This window comes from Streptomyces alfalfae (genome assembly GCF_004127445.1).
GTDB classification, from domain to species: domain Bacteria; phylum Actinomycetota; class Actinomycetes; order Streptomycetales; family Streptomycetaceae; genus Streptomyces; species Streptomyces alfalfae.
The window spans coordinates 1-20,193 of record NZ_QEXM01000042.1; the positions used below are offsets into that span (position 1 = coordinate 1).

General features: G+C 71.9%; 19 protein-coding genes and 1 rRNA gene. 6 read left to right on the top strand and 14 right to left on the bottom strand.

Annotation, left to right across the window (positions count from 1 at the left end):
* Positions 1-120: 120 nt before the first annotated feature.
* Positions 121-237 (top strand): 5S ribosomal RNA (rrf, locus tag DCW30_RS21680).
* Between the two features lie 115 nt (positions 238-352).
* Here the strand turns inward: rrf and DCW30_RS21685 are convergent.
* From DCW30_RS21685 to DCW30_RS21700, 4 genes are all read right to left on the bottom strand, one after another.
* Entirely contained in the window at positions 353-1,024 is a 672-nt protein-coding gene (locus tag DCW30_RS21685) for a response regulator (protein WP_076685457.1), read from the bottom strand.
* A 16-nt stretch (positions 1,025-1,040) separates the two neighbouring features.
* Positions 1,041-2,258 (bottom strand): sensor histidine kinase, encoded by a 1,218-nt coding sequence (locus DCW30_RS21690; RefSeq protein ID WP_076689117.1) that lies wholly within the window; start codon positions 2,256-2,258, stop codon positions 1,041-1,043.
* A gap of 75 nt (positions 2,259-2,333) precedes the next feature.
* Positions 2,334-3,167 carry an ABC transporter permease gene (locus tag DCW30_RS21695; RefSeq protein WP_076685458.1) on the bottom strand — a complete coding sequence of 278 codons (834 nt, stop codon included), beginning with the start codon at positions 3,165-3,167 and terminating at the stop codon, positions 2,334-2,336.
* The gene (locus tag DCW30_RS21700) at positions 3,164-4,108 is read right to left on the bottom strand and encodes an ATP-binding cassette domain-containing protein (protein WP_076689119.1); all 945 of its coding nucleotides are present in this window, start codon (positions 4,106-4,108) and stop codon (positions 3,164-3,166) included. Before DCW30_RS21700 ends, DCW30_RS21695 begins: the two co-directional genes overlap by 4 nt.
* Before the next feature lie 138 nt (positions 4,109-4,246).
* On the opposite strand from DCW30_RS21700, the gene DCW30_RS21705 reads away from it, so the two are divergent.
* On the top strand, positions 4,247-4,810 hold the full coding sequence (locus DCW30_RS21705) for a GNAT family N-acetyltransferase (protein WP_237283412.1): 564 nt from the start codon (positions 4,247-4,249) through the stop codon (positions 4,808-4,810).
* A gap of 10 nt (positions 4,811-4,820) precedes the next feature.
* On the opposite strand, the gene DCW30_RS21710 is transcribed toward DCW30_RS21705, so the two are convergent.
* The 8 genes from DCW30_RS21710 to DCW30_RS21745 form a co-directional block, all read right to left on the bottom strand.
* Positions 4,821-6,533, bottom strand: a complete 1,713-nt coding sequence (locus tag DCW30_RS21710) for a type VI secretion protein (RefSeq protein ID WP_076685460.1) — start codon at positions 6,531-6,533, stop codon at positions 4,821-4,823.
* Entirely contained in the window at positions 6,523-7,911 is a 1,389-nt protein-coding gene (locus DCW30_RS21715; protein WP_062773289.1) for an ATP-binding protein, read from the bottom strand. The genes DCW30_RS21710 and DCW30_RS21715 overlap by 11 nt, the downstream gene beginning before the upstream one ends.
* Positions 7,912-7,941: 30 nt before the next feature.
* Positions 7,942-9,501, bottom strand: coding sequence for an SCO6880 family protein (locus DCW30_RS21720; protein WP_062773286.1), 1,560 nt, complete (start codon positions 9,499-9,501; stop codon positions 7,942-7,944).
* The gene (locus tag DCW30_RS21725) at positions 9,498-10,835 is read right to left on the bottom strand and encodes a hypothetical protein (RefSeq protein ID WP_076685461.1); all 1,338 of its coding nucleotides are present in this window, start codon (positions 10,833-10,835) and stop codon (positions 9,498-9,500) included. Before DCW30_RS21725 ends, DCW30_RS21720 begins: the two co-directional genes overlap by 4 nt.
* Positions 10,825-11,649, bottom strand: a complete 825-nt coding sequence (locus tag DCW30_RS21730; RefSeq protein ID WP_076685462.1) for a DUF8175 domain-containg protein — start codon at positions 11,647-11,649, stop codon at positions 10,825-10,827. The genes DCW30_RS21725 and DCW30_RS21730 overlap by 11 nt, the downstream gene beginning before the upstream one ends.
* 231 nt (positions 11,650-11,880) lie before the next feature.
* On the bottom strand, positions 11,881-12,189 hold the full coding sequence (locus DCW30_RS21735; RefSeq protein ID WP_030795286.1) for a hypothetical protein: 309 nt from the start codon (positions 12,187-12,189) through the stop codon (positions 11,881-11,883).
* Between the two features lie 216 nt (positions 12,190-12,405).
* Complete coding sequence (locus DCW30_RS21740) at positions 12,406-13,551, bottom strand: hypothetical protein (RefSeq protein ID WP_076685463.1); 1,146 nt, start codon at positions 13,549-13,551, stop codon at positions 12,406-12,408.
* A 201-nt stretch (positions 13,552-13,752) separates the two neighbouring features.
* A complete protein-coding gene (locus tag DCW30_RS21745; RefSeq protein WP_076685464.1) occupies positions 13,753-14,472 on the bottom strand; it encodes a DUF4232 domain-containing protein in 720 nt (239 codons plus the stop codon).
* Positions 14,473-14,843: 371 nt separating this feature from the next.
* On the opposite strand from DCW30_RS21745, the gene DCW30_RS21750 reads away from it, so the two are divergent.
* Both DCW30_RS21750 and DCW30_RS21755 read left to right on the top strand, forming a co-directional pair.
* A complete protein-coding gene (locus tag DCW30_RS21750; RefSeq protein WP_076689121.1) occupies positions 14,844-15,857 on the top strand; it encodes a C40 family peptidase in 1,014 nt (337 codons plus the stop codon).
* A gap of 295 nt (positions 15,858-16,152) precedes the next feature.
* On the top strand, positions 16,153-16,866 hold the full coding sequence (locus DCW30_RS21755) for a phosphatase PAP2 family protein (protein ID WP_076685465.1): 714 nt from the start codon (positions 16,153-16,155) through the stop codon (positions 16,864-16,866).
* Positions 16,867-17,039: 173 nt separating this feature from the next.
* Here the strand turns inward: DCW30_RS21755 and DCW30_RS21760 are convergent, their stop codons facing one another.
* The gene (locus DCW30_RS21760) at positions 17,040-18,620 is read right to left on the bottom strand and encodes an FAD-binding oxidoreductase (protein ID WP_076685466.1); all 1,581 of its coding nucleotides are present in this window, start codon (positions 18,618-18,620) and stop codon (positions 17,040-17,042) included.
* A 110-nt stretch (positions 18,621-18,730) separates the two neighbouring features.
* On the bottom strand, positions 18,731-18,886 hold the full coding sequence (locus DCW30_RS36760) for a hypothetical protein (RefSeq protein WP_162933575.1): 156 nt from the start codon (positions 18,884-18,886) through the stop codon (positions 18,731-18,733).
* Positions 18,887-19,033: 147 nt separating this feature from the next.
* On the opposite strand from DCW30_RS36760, the gene DCW30_RS21765 reads away from it, so the two are divergent.
* Positions 19,034-19,861 carry an SCO4651 family lipoprotein gene (locus DCW30_RS21765; protein WP_076685467.1) on the top strand — a complete coding sequence of 276 codons (828 nt, stop codon included), beginning with the start codon at positions 19,034-19,036 and terminating at the stop codon, positions 19,859-19,861.
* A 141-nt stretch (positions 19,862-20,002) separates the two neighbouring features.
* Positions 20,003-20,179, top strand: coding sequence for a hypothetical protein (locus DCW30_RS36765; RefSeq protein ID WP_162933576.1), 177 nt, complete (start codon positions 20,003-20,005; stop codon positions 20,177-20,179).
* Positions 20,180-20,193: the final 14 nt, after the last annotated feature.

Here is a 20,193-nt window from a genome sequence, read left to right on the forward strand (position 1 = left end):
ACTGGTACTAATAGGCCGAGGGCTTGTCCTCAGTTGCTCGCGTCCACTGTGTTGGTTCTGAAACCACGAACAACCCCGCGTTTGTCACAGAGCGTGGTGCGGTTGACAGTTTCATAGTGTTTCGGTGGTCATAGCATGAGGGAAACGCCCGGTTACATTCCGAACCCGGAAGCTAAGCCTCATAGCGCCGATGGTACTGCAGGGGGGACCCTGTGGGAGAGTAGGACGCCGCCGAACTATTTTTAGGGGAAACCCCCGCACCTTTTGGTGCGGGGGTTTTCTGCGTTCCGGGTCCTTTCCCGTACTCGGGGTCGGCCCTCTGCTTCTGCCTTCCGGGCCGGAAAGCCGGCCGTCAGCTGGGCCGTACGAGCTTCGTGTCGTACGCCAGGATCACCGCTTGCACCCGGTCCCTCGCCCCCGTCTTCGCGAGGATGCGGCCCACGTGTGTCTTCACCGTGGATTCCGCGAGGTGCAGACGCGCCGCGATCTCCGCGTTCGTCCAGCCCTGGCCGATGACGGTCAGGATCTCGCGTTCGCGGTCCGTCAGGGGCGTCAGACGGGGATGGCTCGCCGGGTCGGCGGGTGCGGCGCCCGATGCCGGGAGATGGCTCGCGTAGGTGTCGAGGAGGCGGCGGGTCAGGCTCGGGGCCACCACCGCGTCGCCCGAGGCGACCGCGCGGATGCCGGAGAGGAGCTCCTCGGGCAGCGCGTCCTTGATGAGGAAGCCGGAGGCGCCGGCGCGCAGGCCGTCGTAGGCGTACTCGTCCAGGTCGAACGTGGTGAGGATCAGGACGCGGGTGCGTTCCCCGGAGGCGACGATACGGCGCGTGGCCTCGATGCCGTCCAGGCCCGGCATGCGGATGTCCATCAGGACGACGTCCGGGTGGAGTTCGGCCGTCATGCGGACCGCCTCGCTGCCGTTGCCGGCCTCGCCCGCCACCGTCATGTCGTCCTGGCTCTCCAGGAGCATGCGGAAGCCGAAGCGCTGCATGGGCTGGTCGTCGACGATGAGCACGGTCGTCACGGTTTCTCGTTGCCCTTCACGGTTTCTCGGTGTCCTTCGGGAGATGGAGGTGGACCCGCCAGCCGCCCGCCGCGTGCGGGAGCGGGCCGGCCTCAAGTGTGCCGTCGTACAACGAGGTTCGCTCGCGCATTCCGGTCAGTCCGCGGCCTTGGCCCCTGTCCCACCCCCTGTCTCGGCCGCCGCCGTCGGGCGAGGGCTGCGGCCCGCCCCTGCCCGTGTCGGTGACGGTGACCGTGACGCCTTCGTCGGCGTAGGAGACCTCGACGGTGGCGGTCGCCTCGGGGCCGCCGTGCTTGAGGGTGTTGGTCAGGGCTTCCTGGACGACGCGGTACACGGTGAGCTGCCGGCCCGCGGCCACGCTGTCGGGATGCCCGCTGACCTTGCTGCGGACCGGCAGGCCCGCCGCCCGTACGCCGTCGATGAGCCGGGCGAGGTCGGTGAGGGCGGGCTGCGGGGAGCGCTCGGCCGCCGCGGGCGCGTCGTCGCGCAGGACGTCCAGGAGGCGCCGGAGTTCGGAGAGCGCCTGGCGGCTGGTGGTGCCGATGGCTTCGAGGGCCTGGGCGGCGCGCTCGGGTGACTTGGCGGCGGCATACGAACCGCCGTCCGCGAGGCCCGTGATGACGGACAGGTTGTGGCCGATGATGTCGTGCATCTCGCGGGCTATGCGGGTGCGTTCGGCGGCCGTGGCGAGCTGGGCCTGCTGGTCGCGCTCCACTTCGAGCTGGCGGGCGCGTTCCTCGAGGGCCCGGGTGTAGTCCTGCCGGGAGCGCACGGCGATGCCGAGGAGCGCGACGAGGGCGTACGCCCACAGGTTGGGGATGATGCGCTGGTCCCAGCTGTCGGCGGGATAGCGGATGGTGCCCACGACCAGCGGCGCCGTCATCATGAGGCCCGCCCAGCCCAGGGTGCGCAGAGGGAGGCGCAGCGCGACGTTGAAGAGGACGGCCATCTGGATCAGGGCGGCCTGGAGCATGGCGCCGCTCCAGTTGCTGACCAGGCCCATCGCCACCATGACGGCGAGGGCAGCCATCGGGTGGCGGCGCCGCCACAGCAAGGGGACCGAGAAGCCCACGCTCATCAGGAAGACCAGCCAGTCCGGTACGTCCGTGTCGGGCGCGGTGTTGCGCCAGCCGCCGCTCGCGTCGACGAGGGCGGCGAGGACGTAGAGAGCCGTGACCAGGACGTCCCAGACGAGCGGGCGGCGCCTGTCGAAGGCGCGGACCCGCTGCGTCATGCGCTGGATGAGGGGCGTGAGGGGCTGCGGCTCGGTCACGGCCTCATCCTCTCGCGCGCGGCTCTCGCCCGGTCGTCATACGTCGCGCCGCTTGAGCAGGACCGACGAGGCGGCGATGATCACGGCGGCCCAGAGGGCGAGGGTGAGCAGGGCCGTGCCGGGGGCGATGGTGTTCTCCACCCTGGCCACCGAACCGAGCGAGCTCGCCGCCTGGGCGGGGAAGTACCGGACGGCGGTGTCGATGGCGTCGAGGGGAAGCATCGCGGCGATCTCGGGCAGGATGATGACCCCGCCGACGAACGCGCCGATCGCGCCGGGCACCGAGCGGAGCAGCGCGCCGAGGCCGAGCGCGATGAGGCTGAGCAGGGTCAGGGAGGCCGCGCTCGTGGTGAGCGCCGCGAGGACGCCGTCGTCGGTGAGGGTGAGTTCCTTGTCGGAGCCGGCGAGCCAGATCTGGGCGGCGAGGAACGTCACGACGTTGGTCACGAGGGACACCGCGAAGGCGACCGCGGTGAAGATGCCGGCCTTGGACCACAGGACGCTCAGGCGGGTCGGCACGGCGGTGAGCGAGGCGCGGATCATGCCCGTGGAGTACTCGCCCGCGGTGACGAGGATGCCGAGGACGGCGAGGCAGATCTGGGAGAGCTGGGTGCCGAAGAGGGTGAAGACGATCGTGTCGATCTCGGCGTCGTCGCCGTCGTAGGTGGCTCCCATGGTGATGCCGACGGCGAGGACGAGGGCGACGCCTGCGGTGAGGGCGATCCAGGTGGAGCGGAGCGTCCACAGCTTGTGCCACTCCGAGCGCAGGACGCCCCTGGTGCTCAGCCGGTAGCCGGCGGAGGCGGTCGTGGCGGTCGTCGGGGCGGCCGAGGGCGGCGCGGGGTTCCTGGTGGGGGTGGGGCTGCTCATGCCGCGGCTCCTTCCGGCTGCGGGGCGCCCGTCGAGGCGACGTACTCGACGGAGTCCCGGGTGAGGTCCATGAACGCCTGCTCGAGGGAGGCGTTCTGCGGGGTCAGTTCGTAGAGGGGGATGCCGTGCGCGGCGGCGGTGCGGCCGATGTGCTCGGCGTCGGTGCCGCGGACGTCGAGGACGCCGGGGGTGTCGCCGGTGATGTGCACGGCGGGGGCGGCGAGCAGTTCGGCGAGGCGGCCGGCCTCGGGGGTGACGACCTTGACGGTGCCGGTGCCGGACTCGCGCACGAACCGTTCGACGGTGGTGTCCGCGAGCAGCCTGCCCCGGCCGATGATGATCAGGTGGTCGGCGGTCAGCGCCATCTCGCTCATGAGGTGCGAGGAGACGAGGACCGTGCGGCCCTCCGCGGCCAGGGACTTGAGGAGGTTGCGGACCCACAGGACGCCCTCGGGGTCGAGGCCGTTGACCGGCTCGTCGAGGATGACCGTGGCCGGGTCGCCGAGCAGGGCGGCGGCGATGCCGAGGCGCTGGCCCATGCCGAGGGAGAAGCCCTTGACGCGCTTGCGGGCGACCTCGCTGATGCCGGCGAGGCCGAGGACGGCCTCGACGCGGCTGCGGGGGATGGAGTGGGTGTGGGCGAGCGCCATGAGGTGGTGGAAGGCGGAGCGGCCCGGGTGGACGGAGCGGGCTTCGAGGAGGGCGCCCACCTCGTGCAGGGGGGCGGGGTGGCCCGCGTACTCGCGCCCGCCGATGGTGGCGCGCCCCCGGGTGGGGGCGTCGAGGCCGAGGAGCATCCGCATGGTGGTGGACTTGCCGGCGCCGTTGGGGCCGAGGAAGCCGGTGACGGTGCCCGGCAGGACCTCGAAACCGAGGTCGTCGACGGCCTTCTTGCCGGGCTTGCCGCCGTAGTGTTTGGTCAGTCCGTATGCCCTAATCATGTCTTCGATGCTGTCGGCCACGGGGGCGCGGATCGTCGGACCGGGGGCGGGACGTGGTGGCCGGGCGTAGTACCGGGGTATGACGGCGCCCCCCGAAGGACCCCGACGCGACCCGACCGCGAAACTACGATCACGGGCATGGATCACGGCATGGAACACGACTGCGTCGTACGGGCCGTCCGCGCCGAGGAGTGGCCGCGGGTCAAGGAGCTGCGGCTGGCCGCGCTGCGGGACCCGGCGGCGCCGGTCGCTTTCCTGGAGACGTACGAGCAGGCGGTCGCGGAGCCCGACTCCCACTGGCGGGCGCGGGCCGCGGGGAACTCGCACGCCACGCGTGCCCGGCAGTTCGTGGCGGTGGGGCCGGGTGACCAGTGGGCGGGGTCGGCGACGGTGCTCGTCGAGGAGCCGGCGTCGCAGGACATCTTCAGCAAGGAGATCACGCGGCGGCAGGCCCACCTCGTGGGGGTCTACGTGCGGCCCGAACACCGCGGCAGCGGGGTGACGGAGGCCCTGTTCGAGGCGGCGCTCGCGTGGGCGTGGTCCCTGGAGGGGCTTGAGCGGGCGCGGCTGTACGTCCACGAGCGCAATCCGCGGGCGATGGCCTTCTACCGGCGGTTCGGCTTCGTACGCGGCGCGGGTGTCGCCCGGTTGCCGGGCGACCCCCCTGCCGAGGAGTACGAGATGGTGCTCGACAAGCCCTGATACGGGGGCCTCAGACGAGGGGCAGTTCGCTGTCCGGCCAGCGGGATCTGCCCTGTTCGCGGGAGCGGAGCAGGGCCAGGGTCGGCAGGCCCTGGTCGGCGCCGGTCAGGAGCAGTTCGGGCAGCTGGGGCAGGGGGGCGACCGCGGCGGCGTCGTCGAGGACGAGGGTCATTGGTGGGTCGAGCCGACCGGAGGATGACCGTTCGGCCATGCGCCGGCCGTGCTCGACCACGCTGGAGGCGAGTGCCGTGAGGAGGGGCATGGCACCCGGGCCCTGGCGGGACTTGGGATCCTCGATCGCCTCACCCACCACAAAAAGCGTGCCCCCTTCATGCACAAAGGAATCCAAAGTGAGCGCATCAGTTCGGTTTGGGGTGCACGATTCCCGTACGTGGACGGTGAAGAGGGCCGACAGCGCGCGGGCCGTCAACTCCTGGGCGACGTCCCGTCGTTCCGGATAGGCGGTGAGGGCGGCCTCCAGTTCGCCGGCGGCCCCCGACGCGGCCCTGGGGTGCGTACGCAGGATGCGTACCGCCTCCTGGACCTGCGTGCCCTGCGACCAGCGGTGCACGTTCTTCATCGGCTTGTCGCCCACCGCGGCGGCGTGCAGGAAGCTGCGGAGCAGGAGTTCCGCCGTGTCGGCCATGGCGGCGTCGAGGCGGGCGGCCGGCCTGATCGGGGCGAGCAGGGCGGCGGCGCGCTGGGCGGCCGTGGCCTTGTCCTCGCAGCCGGAGGTGGGCGACCAGTGCATGCGGGCCGGGGTGTCGCAGAGGTGCGAGGGGTCGTACAGGAGGACCGGGCCGAGCTTCGCCCGCGCGTCCTTCGTCTCCTCCCACAGGGTGGGGTCGGAGGTCATCACCAGCGCGGCCCCCTCGGCGTCCCGCACGGCTTGCAGGGCGTGCGGCCGCCGGGCGTCGGGGCCACCGAGGACGAGGGGGGAGCGGGGGAGGGGGACGGCCGCCGCTGCCGCTGCGAGCGGAGCGGCCTCCGCCGCCGGGACGGCCTCTACGGGGGTGGCGACCGGGGCGGTGACAGGGGGCGGGGCGGCCGGCGTCTCGACGGCGGGAGCCACGGGAAAAGCGACCGGTGCCTCGGCGGCCGGGGCGGGAAGCGGGGCCTGCGGGGGAGCGACGGGGGCCCGAGTGGGACCGGCCGGGGCCTGCGCGGGACCGGCGGCCGGAGCCGCCGCAACCGCTGAAGCCCCCGCACCCGAAGCCGCATCCGCACCCGGAACCGAACCAGCGCGCGCACTCGCACCCGCACCTGCGCCCACACCCGTGCCCGCCCCCGCGGCCCGCCGCGCCGCCGCGTCCGGGCGGCGGGCCCTGCGCACCGCGCGCCACCGCGTGAAAGTGCCCACCACGAACACGGTCAGCACGAGGAGCACCATGAGCTGCCCGATGAACAGCCCCCAGAAGAGCCCGTACCCCGAGAGCTGTTCCGCCGGCGTCTCCGGCCAGGCGCCCGCGAGGTCCTGCGGGTTGCCGATCAAGTGGCGTACGGCGAGCGGCGTATGCCCGAAGGTCACGTTCTCCGGCCACGCGCCGTGCGCGAAGCGGCCGCCGAGACCCGTCGAGGACCAGGCGAGCACGGTGGAGCCGAGGAGGAAGCCGAGGAGGCCGAGCAGCAGCGCGTCGGGCACCCCTCGTTCGCTCCGCGCGCCCCGGCCGGGACCGCCGTGTCCGTAGCCGCCGGAACGGCCCCGCTCCCACTCATCCCGCATGCTGCTCCATGTACGCCGCCCGCTCCTCCGCCTCCAGCTCCGCCGCCCGCAGGGCGTCGTCGGCGAGGCGGTCGGACGACGACTCGGTCATGGCGCGGTCCGTGAAGACCAGCGGCCGTTCCGTCTCCGTGATGAGGTGCTTGACCACCTGGACGTTGCCGTTCACGTCCCAGACCGCGATGCCGGGCGTGAGGGTGGGGATGATCTCCACCGCCCACCGGGGCAGCCCGAGCACCCGTCCCGTCGCCCTCGCCTCGTCGGCCTTCTGGGCGTAGATGGTCCTGGTGGAGGCCATCTTGAGGATCGCGGCCGCCTCCTTGGCCGCGGCCCCGTCCACGACGTCGCTCAGGTGGTGGACCACCGCCACGAACGACAGGCCGAGGCGCCGGCCGAACTTCAGCAGTCGCTGGAAGAGCTGGGCGACGAACGGGGAGTTGATGATGTGCCACGCCTCTTCGACCAGGAAGATGCGCTTCTTGCGGTCGGGCCTGATCCAGGTGTGTTCGAGCCAGACGCCGACGATCGCCATGAGGATCGGCATGGCGATGGAGTTGCGGTCGATGTGCGAGAGGTCGAAGACGATCAGCGGGGCGTCCAGGTCGATGCCGACCGTGGTCGGGCCGTCGAACATGCCCCGCAGGTCACCGTCGACCAGGCGGTCGAGGACCAGCGCCACGTCGAGGCCCCACGCCCGTACGTCGTCTATGGCCACGTTCATGGCCTCGGCCGACTCCGGTTCCGGGTGGCGGAGCTGCTCGACGATGTCGGTGAGGACCGGCTGCCGCTCCACGATCGTCTCGTTCACGTACGCGTGCGCGACCTTGAGCGCGAAGCCCGAGCGCTCGTCCAGGCCGTGCCCCATCGCGACCTCGATGATCGTGCGTAGCAGCGCGAGCTGGCCGGTCGTCGTGATCGACGGGTCCAGGGGGTTCAGCCGGATGCCCATGTCCAGGGCGGCCGTCGGGTCGAGCCGGATGGGCGTTATCCCCAGCTCCTGGGCGATGAGGTTCCACTCGCCGACGCCGTCCTCGCCCTGCGCGTCCAGGACGACGACCTGCCGGTCCTTGAAGCGCAGCTGCCGCAGGACGTACGTCTTCTCCAGCGCCGACTTGCCGTTGCCCGACTCGCCGAGCACCAGCCAGTGCGGCGCGGGCAGCTGCTGCCCGTAGAGCTGGAAGGGGTCGTAGATGTACCCCTTGCCGGAGTACACCTCACGACCGATGATCACGCCCGAGTCGCCGAGGCCCGGCGCGGCCGTCGGGAGGTAGACCGCCTGGGCCTGCCCCGTCGACGTACGCACCGGAAGCCTGGTCGTCTCGACCTTCCCGAAGAGGAAGGACGTGAAGGCGTCCGTCAGGACGGTCATCGGATCCCGCATCGCAACAGCCTGCCTCTACGTCGATACCGTCTAGCGTCGGATGCCGGTCGCGAACGGCAGCGTGTTGACGAAGGCCCTGTGGTGCTCGCGGTCGCACCACTCCAGCTTCAGATACGACTTGCCGGCGGACGCCCTTATGGTGCGCTTGTCGCGCGCGAGGGCCTCGGGGGAGCGGGAGGAGACCGTGATGTAACCGACCAGGTTGACGCCGGCCGCGCCGCTCGCCAGGTCCTCGCCGCGCTGGTCGAGGCGGGAGTGCGAGGCGATGTCGCGGGGGTCGACCGTGCGGTTCATCTTGGCCTGGCGGCTGGCCTCCGCCTCGTCGTTCGTCTTCTCGGTCAGCATCCGCTCGATGGCGACCTCGGTGGGTTCGAGGTCCATGGTCACCGCGACCGTGCGGATCACGTCCGGGGTGTGCACGAGCAGCGGGGCGAGGAAGTTGACGCCGACGGGCGTCATCGGCCACTCCTTCACCCAGGCCGTGGCGTGGCACCAGGGGGCGCGGGTGGTGGACTCGCGGGTCTTGGCCTGGAGGTACGTGGCCTCCGTGGCGTCCAGCTCGGCCGGCCAGGCGTTGCGCTTCGTCATCGCCTGGATGTGGTCGATGGGGTGGTCCGGGTCGTACATGGAGTGGACCAGCGAGGACAGCCTGCCCTGGCCGAGCGGCTGCCGTACGCGGATGTCCGCCTCCTGGAGCCGCGAGCAGATGTCGGTGAGCTCGCGGGCCATGACGACGGCGAGCCCGGCGTCCTTGTCGAGCTTCCTGCCGCCGTGCGGGCGGGCCGCGCGGGCCATCGCCTGGGCCTCGGCGGCCAGCTCGCGGGAGTAGTGCATGCAGGCCACGAGGTAGGCGCGGTGCTGCTCGCTGCTGGTCGACACCATCGACTGGAGCTGGTCGTAGGAGTCCTGGAGCCAGGGCAGCGCGCGGTCGTCGCCGCGCACCGCGACGTCCTTGGCGTGGGCGTCGGGGTCGGCGGGCAGCGTGCGGGCGAGCATCTGGAGGCGGGTCACGAAGCCGTCGCCGTTCGCGACGTGCTTCAGGAGCGTCCCGAACCGGTCGACCAGCGCCTCCTGGTCCTCGGAGTCGCGCAGGCCGACGCCGGGGCCCTCGATCTCGATGGCGGCGGTGACGGTCCGCCGGTCGGCGTGGAGCAGCACGGCGATCTCGTCGGGGCCGAACGGCGCGGCCAGCCAGCTGATGCGGCCGATGCCCGGCGGCGGCCCGACCTCGACCTCGCGTCCGTCGAGCGCGACGCCGGCCTCGGCGGCGCCGGAGCGGTAGGTGCTGCCGCGCTTCAGGGACCGCTTGTAGCTGCGGTTGATCTCGAACCACTTGTAGAAGGTGCGGCCCTTGTACGGGACGTAGACCGCCGCGATGGCGAGCATCGGGAGGCCGGTGAGCAGCACGATGCGCAGGGACAGGACGGGGACGAGGAGCCCGCACATCATGCCGAGGAACGCCCCCACGATGATCAGGGCGATTTCCCCGGTCTCGCGGTTCTTGCCGACGATCGCGTTCGGCCGCGCGCGGCCGATCAGATACGTGCGGCGGGGCGCGACCGGCTGGGACACGTGGGACTGGGTCGTCAACGCCCTTCACCTCCCGTGCGGTTGGAGCTGCTGGTGCCTGGACCGCCGCGGCTGCCCGCGTGCGGGGTGTCCGTCGCGCTCTTGCGCGGCGGTGGTGCGGCGGAGGGCGCGGGCCCGCCGCCGTTCGCCGAGCCGCCGGAGGGGCGGCCGCTGTGGGCGGCGACGCCGCCGCCGACGGGGTTGGCGGGCCGTGCCTGGCTGGTGCCGCCTCCTCCGCCGTTCCCCCGGGAGCTGTGGGTCTTGATGCCCTGGGAGACGAGGGACGCGGGGGAGCTGATGACGGCGGCGGCCTTGTTCTCGGCGCCGCGCATGAGGCGGTTGTTGCGGGAGTTGGCGATGTCGTCGCCGAAGCCCGGAACGAACCGGTAGATCATCGCGCTGGCGAAGATGGCGAGCAGGATGATCGAGAGGCCGGAGACGACCGCGGAGAAGGAGTCGGGCCCGTCGTCGGCGGAGAGCGCCCCGGCGAGGCCGAGCACGATCACGATGATCGGTTTGACCAGGATGACCGCGATCATGATCCCCGCCCAGCGGCGGACGTGCGACCACAGGTTCTTGTCGACGAGGCCCGCGTAGACGACCGTGCCGAGGAGCGCGCCCACGTACAGCAGCGCGGCCCTGATCACGAGCTCCAGCCACAGGACGCCGGCGGCGAGGATCGACACGAGCGAGACGACGATCAGCATGATCGGGCCGCCGCCGATGTCGTCGCCCTTCTTCAGGGCCTCGGAGAACGTGCCGAAGAACTGGTCCGTCTGGCCGCCCGTCGCCTTCGCGATGACGTCCGACACGCCGTCGGCCGCCGACACGACCGTGTACAGGATCAGCGGCGTGAACGCGGAGGCGAGGACCGTTAGCCACAGGAAGCCGATGGCCTCGGAGACCGCGGTGGTCAGCGGCACGCCCCGCACCGCGCGCTTGGCCACGGCGAGCAGCCACAGGAGCAGGGTCAGGATCGTGGACGCGGCGAACACGACGGCGTACTGCTGGAGGAACTTGGAGTTCGTGAAGTCGACGCTCGCCGTGTCCTTCACGGCGTCGGAGAGCTTGTCGATGGTCCACGAGGCGGCTTCGGCGCAGCCCTTGGCCAGGGAGCTCAGCGGGTCGGCGCCGTCCGTGATGGGCGGCTCGGTGGGGTACTCCCCGCCGCCTCCGTCGTCGGAGCCGCCTTCTTGGCCTTTTTCGCAGTATTTCTTGGCGGGGCCGACGATGAGGTCACACCGGTCGTCCCCCGGGTCGGGGGCGGCATACGCACGGGACGCCAGCAGGACCGCCGCAGCCTGGACGGCTGTCACGGCGGCGGTGATTTTCAGCGGGCGACGACTACCGGGCATACGTGAACCCTCCGTACTCCTTGACGGCCTTCGCGATCTCGTCAGCCGTGGAGATCTTGTTGTCGCCGTTCACGGGAGCGGGGCCGTCCTTCGACCGGAAGCTCTCGACCTTCCAGTCGTCGTCCGCCCAGCGCAGCTTCAGCGTCAGCGTGAACCAGTCGTTGCTGACCGGGTTCGTCGTCTTCTCCCCGGCGGTGCCGAACGCGCCGGTGCACCAGACCTCCACCGTCGCCGCGCCGTCCGCGTAGTCGGTGACCTTGGTGCCGACGGGCACGGTGCGGGAGACGTACGTCTGTCCGGGAGCGGCGTCGCCGTTCTCGTCCAGGCCGACCTTGTCGAGGAACTCCTTGGAGTACGTCTTGTCGAACGTGTCCTCCAACTCGCTCACCTTGTCGGTGACGAAGAGCTGCTTGACGATCTCGGCCCGCCGGTCGGGTTTCAGGATGTCCGCCGAGACCAGCGAGACGGCGTAGTTGGACGCCGCGCTCTGCGCCCCCTGCTCGTCATGGCCGAACCCCGAGGGAATCCCTCCGTTCTTGCCCTCCACCGGCTTCTCCCCCGAAGGGGCCGTCGCCGCCGCGTCCGGCTTCTTCTCGTCGCCGGTCGCGCCGTCGGAGCCCCCGTCGCCCCGGTTGGCGAAGGCGATCGCCGCGATCAGCAGGACCACGACGCCGACCACTGTCACCAGGCTCCGCGAGGACGTCCGCCCCGGGCGGGACGTTCTGCGGATCTCCCCCTCCCCCTCGGGAAGCCTCGTCCTGGTCTCCCCCGAGCCGCCGAAGGGCCCGCTGTTCCGCTCGTCGTCGAGACTCATGCCACGTACGCCCCTTCGACCTCTCGCGTGACCGTCACCAAGGACACGTATGACGGTAGCCGTGCTGGTTCCCGCGTGGACGCGGTGTGGTGACTCGACATCAGGGAGCAGCAACCTCTGCCGGTGGGCACGACGGATGGATGAAGGAGGAGGGGACGTGGGGGAGAAGGGGAGGAGGGGGAGGGGAGACGTGGGGGATGGGGACGGGGACGTGGGTGGGGGGCGGGGGCGCTAGACCGCCATGCCGTACACGATGGTGAACAGCGTGCCCAGGGAACCGATGATGAAGACACCGGTCAGGCCCGCGATGATCAGGCCCTTGCCCTGCTCCGCGCTGAACGTGTCGCGCAGCGCCGTGGCGCCGATGCGTTGCTTCGCCGCGCCCCAGATGGCGATGCCGAGACAGAGGAGGATGGCGACCGCCATCACGACCTCGATCATCACGCGTGCTTCGTTGCCCAGGTTCCCGAAGGGCCCCCAGTCGGGGGCGATCCCGCCGATGATGGTGGTGATGTCGCCCTTTTCGGCTGCCATAAGCATGTGTAACTCACCGCCCCTAGTGGGTTGTTCTGGCACCTCTGCCTACCTCGGCGCAGAGGACAGTTCATTCTCGCCGACGATCGGGCCCGCGTATGCCGCCTTGGCGCCATTCGTTGGCTGATTCGTGCGTTTCCTCGTACGTGAGGCCTGGTCACTCTGTGTATCACGCGGTAGGACCCCGGGCAATGACGGACCGGCGTGGCCCCTGACCAGGAGTTAAGTAAGTCCGAGCCCAGCGGTCCCACGGGTCACGAAGGAGCAGTCGGTGTAGCGGTAGGCCGTGCTGAGCGTCGCGCCGTCGGCTCGATTGCGTACGGTGGCCCGCTTGTAGAGGAAGTGGTAGTCGCCCGCGGGTAGCCGCAAAGTGGTCCTCGGGTACTTCGATGTGCCCGCGCGGCACGCCTTGTCGCCCGCGGACCTGGTCGGGCAGGTCCGGCAGGACGCGCACGCCTTGAGCTCGACGGCGCCGGTGGTGGGGCCGATGTAGAGCACCTCCAGCTCGCCGGGGCCCAGGTTGGCGAGGACCAGCTCGACCTCGCCGCTGCCGCCGGGGCGGGACGGGGGCAGGCGGCGGCCTGCGCTCGGGCGTTCGGCCGCGATCTCGGCGGCGACGGCGATGTCCTCGGCGCGGTCGTGCCTCTTGTCGGCCGGGTAGTCCTCGGCGAAGCCGTTCAGGGTCTCGGCGGCCTCGGTGAAGCGGCCGTCCTCGAACTCGTCGACCCCGCAGGCGTAGACGCCTCTCCGCACGGCCCGATCGGCGGACCCGCGCAGGGCCTCGCCGTCGACCTTCCCGGCGGGCAGGGCGTCCGCGGTGGCGCCGATGGCGCGCAGTTCGTCGACGGCGGTGCAGGGGGCGGAGCCCTTGAGCGCGGCCTCGCGGCTCGTGACGGCCGCGCGGAGGGCGGGCCCGACCTCGCCGGCCTGGCGGGAGTCGGGGAAGGTGCGGAGCAGCGTGCCGAGGGCGTCCGCGTCCGCCGTGCGGCCGAGGCCCGCGACGCCGCACTCGTAGAGCGAGGTGGCGAGGCGGTCGTCGGGCCAGGCGGCGAGGGCGCCGAGGCGGTCCTTGCCGTAGGTGGCGGGGACGCCACCCGGGTGGGCATCCTCGCCGCCGGCGGTCCGGTTCTCGGCGGCCCGGCCCCCGGCGCCCCCGGCCGCGAGGTCCTGTCCCCCGACGTCCTGTCCCCCGACGCCCCGCCCGCCGACGCCCCCAGCCGCGAGGTCCCGCCCCCCGGCGCCCCCGGCCGCGACGTCCCGTCCCCCGAGGCCCCGTCCCCCTGGGTCCCGTTCCCCTGGGTCCCGCCCAGTCCCGCCCCCGCTGCCGGCGTAACGCCCCGCCGCGGCGTCCCCGTTCGGCTGCTCCATGGTCGGCTCCTCCCCCGGCCGTGCGTGCGCGGTGTGCCGCTCCGGGCGGCGGTCGCATGCCGTGCGACTCCTACGGTCCGCGCTGACGGCGAGGGCGTCAATCAGGCGTCCGGAACGAGCGCGCCCCCTGTGACCAGTGCGTCTCTCTGGGCGCTAGGGGGCGCTCCGGACGCTCTGGACGCAGGGGGCACTGTGCGCCGCTCAGCCCGCGGGGGAGTCGCTGACCTTGCCGACCGGGCCGACCGAGAGCTTCGGGCCCGAGGCCTCGCCGCTCACCGGGAGGGAGCCCGCGGGCCAGGCGACGGCGACGGTCTTCGTCTCGTTCGGCGGGGTCACCAGGAGCTTGGCGATGCGCACGCCGGAGCCGCCGCTGTTGTTGACCGGGAACGTGATGTTGAAGGCCGCGGTCTCGCCGTCCTTCAGGATCTCGCGGCGCGCCTGCTCGCCGTTGCGGTCGACGGACATCGTGTCGCCGTCGGCGGTCCGCAGGTCGACGCCCGCGTAGCCGTTGATGGCGCAGTCCCGGCCGCCTCCGTTCTTGAACACGACGGTGACGATGCCCTCCTCCTTGCCCGTCGTGTTGTCGGCGGCCGTGACCTCCAGCTCGTCGCTGCGGCAGATGCCTACCTCGCCGTTCTCGTTCGACCCGGTCCCCGCCGCGGTGCCCTCGGAGCCGTTGCCGGAGGAACCGGACCCGGGCCCGGAGCCGTTGCCCGCGGAGTCCGAACCCTTGTCCGAGGAACCGGAGCCGCCGTCCTGCCCGGAGTCCGCCGAGGCGCTCGCCGCGGGCTCGGGCCGCGGCCCCGCCGTGTCCGAGCCGTCGTCCCCGTTGTCGCAGGCGGTGAGTGCGAGCGTCCCGAGGAGCGCGAGGCCGGCGAGCAGGGTCTTCGAGGCGGTCTTCGAGGCGTGCGTGAGCTTCATGTCTGGTCCCCCGTGAGGTGCGTTCGTCTTGTCGGTACGAGGCCGTTGTCCGCGGCCCGCCAACAGAGAATCGCGTGGCGGTGGACGAGGACAAGGATTGCCGCCCGATCAGGGACGCTGGAACGCTCGCACGGCTCTGACCTGCGGAATCGACCATTCCCTGGGACGCCTCGGTGGGACGCGGGCCACGCGCGCGGCGTGCGGCGCACGGTGCCGCGCCCCCTTCGCGCGCGCCTCGCACCCCCGTGCTCCCGTGCCCCTGCCATGCGCCCGCGGGCGCGCCGGTGATCTGTGAATGATCACTGCCACTTCCGTCCGCGCCCTCTACACTGAGCGGCGGCGTAATCCCGGTCGGCGAGGGGTGGTTGACGGTGCGTAAGGCCTGGCTGATCGCCTCCCTCGGGATCGGCGGCGCCCTCAGCTTCATCGCGCTGCTCGTCCTCGGGACGTACATGGCCGCCGGGAGCCCGGCGGCCGGCGCGGGCGGCGGCGGTTCCGTGGGCCTCGCCAAGGGCGCCGTGCCCGCGACCTACCAGCCCCTCGTGCAGAAGTGGGGCAACCTCTGCAAGGCCATCAACCCCGCCCTGCTCGCCGCCCAGCTCTACCAGGAGAGCGGGTTCAACCCGCGGGCCAAGAGCCCGGCCAAGGCGGAGGGGATAGCGCAGTTCATCCCCGGCACCTGGGCCGCGCACGGCCTCGACGGCGACGGTGACGGCGACCGCGACGTCTGGGACCCCGAGGACGCCATCCCGTCCGCGGCCTCCTACGACTGCAAGCTCGCGGGCTACGTGAAGGACGCCCCCGGCGACCCCACGAAGAACATGCTCGCCGCGTACAACGCGGGGGCGTACGCCGTCATCAAGTACGGCGGCGTCCCGCCGTACCGCGAGACGCAGAACTACGTGCAGACCATCACCAACCTCGCCAAGAGCTTCGCGAAGCCCGTGGGGCGCGTGCAGCCTTCGCAGCAGGCGGCAGCCGCCATCTACTACGCGCAGAAGAAGCTCGGCACCCCCTATCTGTGGGGCGGCAACGGCACGCCCGAGCAGGGCGGGCGCTTCGACTGCTCCGGCCTGACCCTCGCCGCCTACCGCTCGGTCGACATCACGCTGCCGCGCGTCGCCAACGACCAGTACAACGCCGGACCGCACCCCAAGCGCGACGAGCTGCTCCCGGGCGATCTCGTCTTCTTCTCCGACGACCTGACCAACTCCCGCGCCATCCGCCACGTCGGGATCTACGTGGGCGGCGGCTACATGATCAACGCGCCGCGTGCGGGAGCCGTGATCCGATTCGACCCGATCGACACCCCCGACTATTTCGGCGCGACGAGAGTCACCGAAGATGGCGCGAAAGCGGCCCCCGTCAAGCCGACAGAGGTCTGAAAGAAGCCGGAAAGAGGCCGAAAAGAGGCCGGAAAAAGGTCGGCCGGAGGGGCGTGCGGAACGTGCGCCGGGGCGCGTGCACCGGGTGATGTGGCTTGAACCCTCCGTCAAAAGCACTCCCCTGAGCTGCGGCGATGCATCTCTCTTCGGTAACGTCTGGGTGATCTTTCGGTGGAGAGTGGAACGTAGGGGTGGGGACCGAGCGTTCCCTTGACTGGAGCGACCACGGGGGCTGATAGGGAATGGGTGCGCGGACGGTGCGCCCACGGGCTAAAGGACAAGGGGCCGCAGCGCCATGGCTGGACTCGATGAATCCGGGTCGAACCCCGACGTCAGCCTGCTCTACGACGTCAACGGCCTGACGCGGGACACCCCGCAGTGGCTCGACCGCGCCCTCGCGTTCGTCGGGGAGTACGGGCTGCTGATCGCTCTCGTGCTGCTCGTGGTGTGGTGCTGGTGGGGCCAGCGCAAGCGGGGCACCCTCGACGACGCCGCCTCCTCGGTCGCCGCCGTCGTCTGGGCGCCGCTCGCCGCCGGCATCGCCGTACTCGTCAACGTCCCCATCCGCGGCTTCGTGGAGAGACCGCGTCCCGCCAAGGACCACAGCGGGCTCGACGTCCTGGTCGACGGCAAGAACGACTTCTCGTTCGTCAGCGACCACGCGACGCTCGCCATGGCCCTGGGCGCCGCGCTCTTCGTCGCCCACCGCAGGTTCGGGCTCGTCGGCATCGCGCTCGCCGCGTTCGAGGGCTTCTGCCGGGTCTTCATGGGCGTGCACTACCCCACCGACGTCATCGGCGGTTTCGCGCTCGGCACCGCCGTCGCCCTGCTGCTCTCCCCGCTCGCCATGGCCGTGCTCACGCCGCTGGCCAAGGCCGTCGGGCGGTCGGGGCGCCTCGGGTGGCTGGTGCGCGACCGCCGGGTCGAGCCGGTGCCCGCGCCCCTCGGCGGCCCCGCCTCGTCCGCGCGGACCGCCGTGGACCCGGACGAGCGGGACCTGGCCGCCTGATCCGGCGAGCTGCCTGACCTTTCCTGGCCGTCAGCCTGGCGCAGTGTCAGGCCCGTCGCGGTGTCAGCCTGCCGCAGCGTCAGGCCCGGCGCGGCGTCAGGCATTCCACGGCGTCAAAGCTGCCAGGCCGTCAGGCTCGCCGCAGTGCCACGGGAAACGAACCCTGCCGGCCATCAGAGCGCCTGCGGGAAGTCGAAGAAGCGGTTCGGGTCATACCGCTTCTTCAGCTTCTTCAGGCGCGGCGCCGCGTCCCCGTAGTACGCCTCGCGCCAGTTCGTCAGCGTCGCGTCGGTGTAGTTCTGGTACGCCGCCCCCGACGCGTACCGCGCCATCGCCCCGTGCGCACCCTTCAGCCACGCCCGCGCGCCCGTGCCCGACGTGCCCGCGCGCCACGACGCGATGTACTGGGCCAGCATCCGCGAACGGCGGTGCACGAAGGCCGTCGCCGTCGGGTCGACGCGATTGACGGCGCCGCCCAGCGCGGTGAGCGCGATGCTGCCCGCGCTCGCGCCCGAGACGTTCTCGATCCGCGACAGCAGCGCGCGGATGCCCGCCGCCGACAGCGAACGGTCGAAGAAGTCCGAACTCGCCGCGTACGTCTCCCGCTGCAGCGCGCCCCGCGGGCTGCGGCCCGGCGTGGCCCCCGGCAGATGGCACTGGGCGTCCGCCGCGAAGGACGAGCAGCCCGCGTACACCTCCATGGACTCCTCGTACGTACGCCGCTTCAGGGAGACGCTGCGCGCCGACGCGCCGATCTTGTCGGCGAGGCGGTCGACGGCGTTCTGCAGTTCGCCGTAGGTGCCGAGCGAGAAGCAGGCGACGGAGACGGTCGGGGTGCCGCCGGGGCTGTTCGCCAGATGGGCGGAGGACCATATCTCGTCGGGCTGGTCCGGGCCCCACTCCTGCCAGGCCTTGATCACGGCGGCCGCCTTCGACCAGGGCCAGGACATGTACGCCGAGACGCCCTGCGGCGCCGGGTGCGTGCGGTAGGACAGCTCGGTGACGACGCCGAAGTTGCCGTTGCCCGCGCCGCGCAGCGCCCAGAACAGCTCCTTGTTCTCCGACGCGGAGGCCCGCAGCTCCTTGCCGTCCGCCGTGATCAGCTTCGCGGAGGTGAGGCTGTCGCAGGTCAGGCCGTACGCACGGGAGACAACGCCATGGCCGCCACCGAGGGTCAGACCGGAGATGCCGACGGTCGGGCAGGAGCCCGCGGGGATGGTGACGCCCTTGGCGGCGAGCGAGCGGTAGACGTCGATGAGTTTGGCGCCGCCGCCGATGGTCGCGGTGCGCCCGCTCGCCCGTGTCCTGCTCAGCTTCGACACGTCGATGACGAGCCGTCCGGTGCCGGACGACCAGCCCGCGTACGAGTGGCCGCCGTTGCGTATCGCGACCGGGGTGCGGTGCGCGCGGGCGTAGGCGAAGGCGGTGCGGATGTCGTCGGCGTGCGCCACGTAGGCGACGGCGGTGGGCTTCAGGTGGTCGAAGCGGGTGTTGTAGAGCTGCCGGGCCGCCGCCCACATCGCCTCGCCGGGCTGGACGAGGGTGCCGTCCAGGTCCCTGGCGAGCGCCTTGAGAGTGGCGGGGGAGGTGGCCGCCGCGCTGGTCGTTCTGATCGGGGTGCCGCCGGTGCGTGCCCCGCCGCCCGTCGTGGCGTCCGCGCCCGGCGCCGCCCCCGGGCCCCCGCTCGAACAGCCCGCGACCGTGGCGGCGGCCAGCGCGGCCGCCGTGCTGCCGATGAACGTACGTCGTTCCATGACGCCTCCCGTTGCTTCCCGGAGAACGAGACGGTGTGCGGGGCGGCCGGGTTCCCCGGAACGTGGGGCTCTACGTGTCCATGGTGAGCCTGTGTGCCGTACGGGGGCCCTTACGGCGCCGCCTCGTGTTCGGCGGCGTCGCTGCGGGCCTTGCTGCGAGCTCTGCGGGCCGGGCCGCGCCAGCCGCAGGAGCAGTGGGCCGCCACGAAACGGCCCTTTTCGACCGTCGTCGTGCGGTGGAGTGCGGTGTCTTCCTGATCGGCCACGCGGCCACGGTACCGACCGCGGGTGAACCCCGGGACCGCTGCGGGAAGGCCCCGCCGCCGGGGACCCGGCGTGACGGGTCAACGTACCGGTCGTTAGGGGAATCGACGGGGGATCGACGAGCGCGGACACGCTTGGGGGTACAAGCGATGGGTCAGCAGCGCAGGTGCACGGGCACAGCGGTCGCCGCGGTCGCGGTGGCGGGCCTGATGGCCGCCGCCACGGGGTGTGCGGGCGGCGGAGCGGCCGCCGACAGCGGCGGCGCCGGGGACGCCGAGGGCGCGCGGGAGGCGGTGCGGGGGGCCGCCGCGGCGCTGGTCGGCGCGGGCAGCGCCAAGGCGAGCACGTCGATGGAGATGGCCAGCGGCGGGACGCGCGTGACCATCAGGGGCGAGGGGCGCTACGACTTCGCACGGCAGCGCGGGGTGTTCGAGGTGGTGCTCCCCCAGGACGCGGTGGCCGGCGGCGTGCACCGGCCCATCACCGAGCTGCTGGCCGCGGGCGCGCTGTACATGAAGAACCGCGGGGCCGGGGTGCCGGCCGACAAGTGGGTGCGGATCGAGACACGTTCGCTCGCCGACGGGAACCTCGTCACCGGCGGCGCCACGGACCCCCTCGCGGCCGCCGAGCTGCTGCGGGGGGCGCGCGACGTGGTGTACGTGGGGGAGGAACGGGTCGGCGGCGTCGACGTGCGGCACTACCGCGGGGTCGCCGATCTGCGTGCCGCGGCCAAGGCTGCCTCCGCAGGTCAGCGCGGCGCGCTGCGGATCGCGGCGGCGAAAGGGTTCAGCAAGAAGGGGGTGCCCTTCGACGTGTACCTCGACGGCCGGGGGCTGGTGCGGAAGCTGCGGGAGCGGTTCACCGTGGCCGACGGCGACGTGGCGTCCACCACGCTGCTCCACGACTTCGGGGTGCCCGTGAGGGTGCGACTTCCGGCCGACGAGGACATCTTCGCCGGGGAGATCGCCGGTTCGTAGTCGCCTACGACTGGTGGAAATGGTCCGTCCGTGCCATGCGCGGTGTGTGGGCCGCTCCCTACTCTAGGAAGTCGGAACCGCGCCGGAGGGGACGGGGGCGCGGGCCGTGCGGATCAGGAAGAGGTGAGGAACGTGGCTCCGATGCGTGGTGGTACGGCGGTTCAGGACCACGTCGCCCTCGCCGAGATCGAGCTCTGCGGTGAACTCATCATCGCGGCGAGCGCGGCGGCCGAGCGGCTCAGCTTCGACCGGATCGACGAGGTGCTGCGGGTCCCCCGCCGACGGGAGGCCACCCCTCGCCCCGACGACCACGCCTAGCCCTCGCCGGGCGG

What these genes read in the sequence shown, in the direction of transcription:
- DCW30_RS21690 (WP_076689117.1), bottom strand. Translation starts at nt 2,258, where the DNA reads ATGACGCAGCGGGTCCGCGCCTTCGACAGGCGCCGCCCGCTCGTCTGG.
- DCW30_RS21695 (WP_076685458.1), bottom strand. Translation starts at nt 3,167, where the DNA reads ATGAGCAGCCCCACCCCCACCAGGAACCCCGCGCCGCCCTCGGCCGCC.
- DCW30_RS21700 (WP_076689119.1), bottom strand. Translation starts at nt 4,108, where the DNA reads ATGATTAGGGCATACGGACTGACCAAACACTACGGCGGCAAGCCCGGC.
- DCW30_RS21705 (WP_237283412.1), top strand. Translation starts at nt 4,247, where the DNA reads ATGGATCACGGCATGGAACACGACTGCGTCGTACGGGCCGTCCGCGCC.
- DCW30_RS21710 (WP_076685460.1), bottom strand. Translation starts at nt 6,533, where the DNA reads ATGCGGGATGAGTGGGAGCGGGGCCGTTCCGGCGGCTACGGACACGGC.
- DCW30_RS21715 (WP_062773289.1), bottom strand. Translation starts at nt 7,911, where the DNA reads ATGCGGGATCCGATGACCGTCCTGACGGACGCCTTCACGTCCTTCCTC.
- DCW30_RS21725 (WP_076685461.1), bottom strand. Translation starts at nt 10,835, where the DNA reads ATGCCCGGTAGTCGTCGCCCGCTGAAAATCACCGCCGCCGTGACAGCC.
- DCW30_RS21730 (WP_076685462.1), bottom strand. Translation starts at nt 11,649, where the DNA reads ATGAGTCTCGACGACGAGCGGAACAGCGGGCCCTTCGGCGGCTCGGGG.
- DCW30_RS21735 (WP_030795286.1), bottom strand. Translation starts at nt 12,189, where the DNA reads ATGCTTATGGCAGCCGAAAAGGGCGACATCACCACCATCATCGGCGGG.
- DCW30_RS21740 (WP_076685463.1), bottom strand. Translation starts at nt 13,551, where the DNA reads ATGGAGCAGCCGAACGGGGACGCCGCGGCGGGGCGTTACGCCGGCAGC.
- DCW30_RS21745 (WP_076685464.1), bottom strand. Translation starts at nt 14,472, where the DNA reads ATGAAGCTCACGCACGCCTCGAAGACCGCCTCGAAGACCCTGCTCGCC.
- DCW30_RS21755 (WP_076685465.1), top strand. Translation starts at nt 16,153, where the DNA reads ATGGCTGGACTCGATGAATCCGGGTCGAACCCCGACGTCAGCCTGCTC.
- DCW30_RS21760 (WP_076685466.1), bottom strand. Translation starts at nt 18,620, where the DNA reads ATGGAACGACGTACGTTCATCGGCAGCACGGCGGCCGCGCTGGCCGCC.
- DCW30_RS21765 (WP_076685467.1), top strand. Translation starts at nt 19,034, where the DNA reads ATGGGTCAGCAGCGCAGGTGCACGGGCACAGCGGTCGCCGCGGTCGCG.
- DCW30_RS36765 (WP_162933576.1), top strand. Translation starts at nt 20,003, where the DNA reads ATGCGTGGTGGTACGGCGGTTCAGGACCACGTCGCCCTCGCCGAGATC.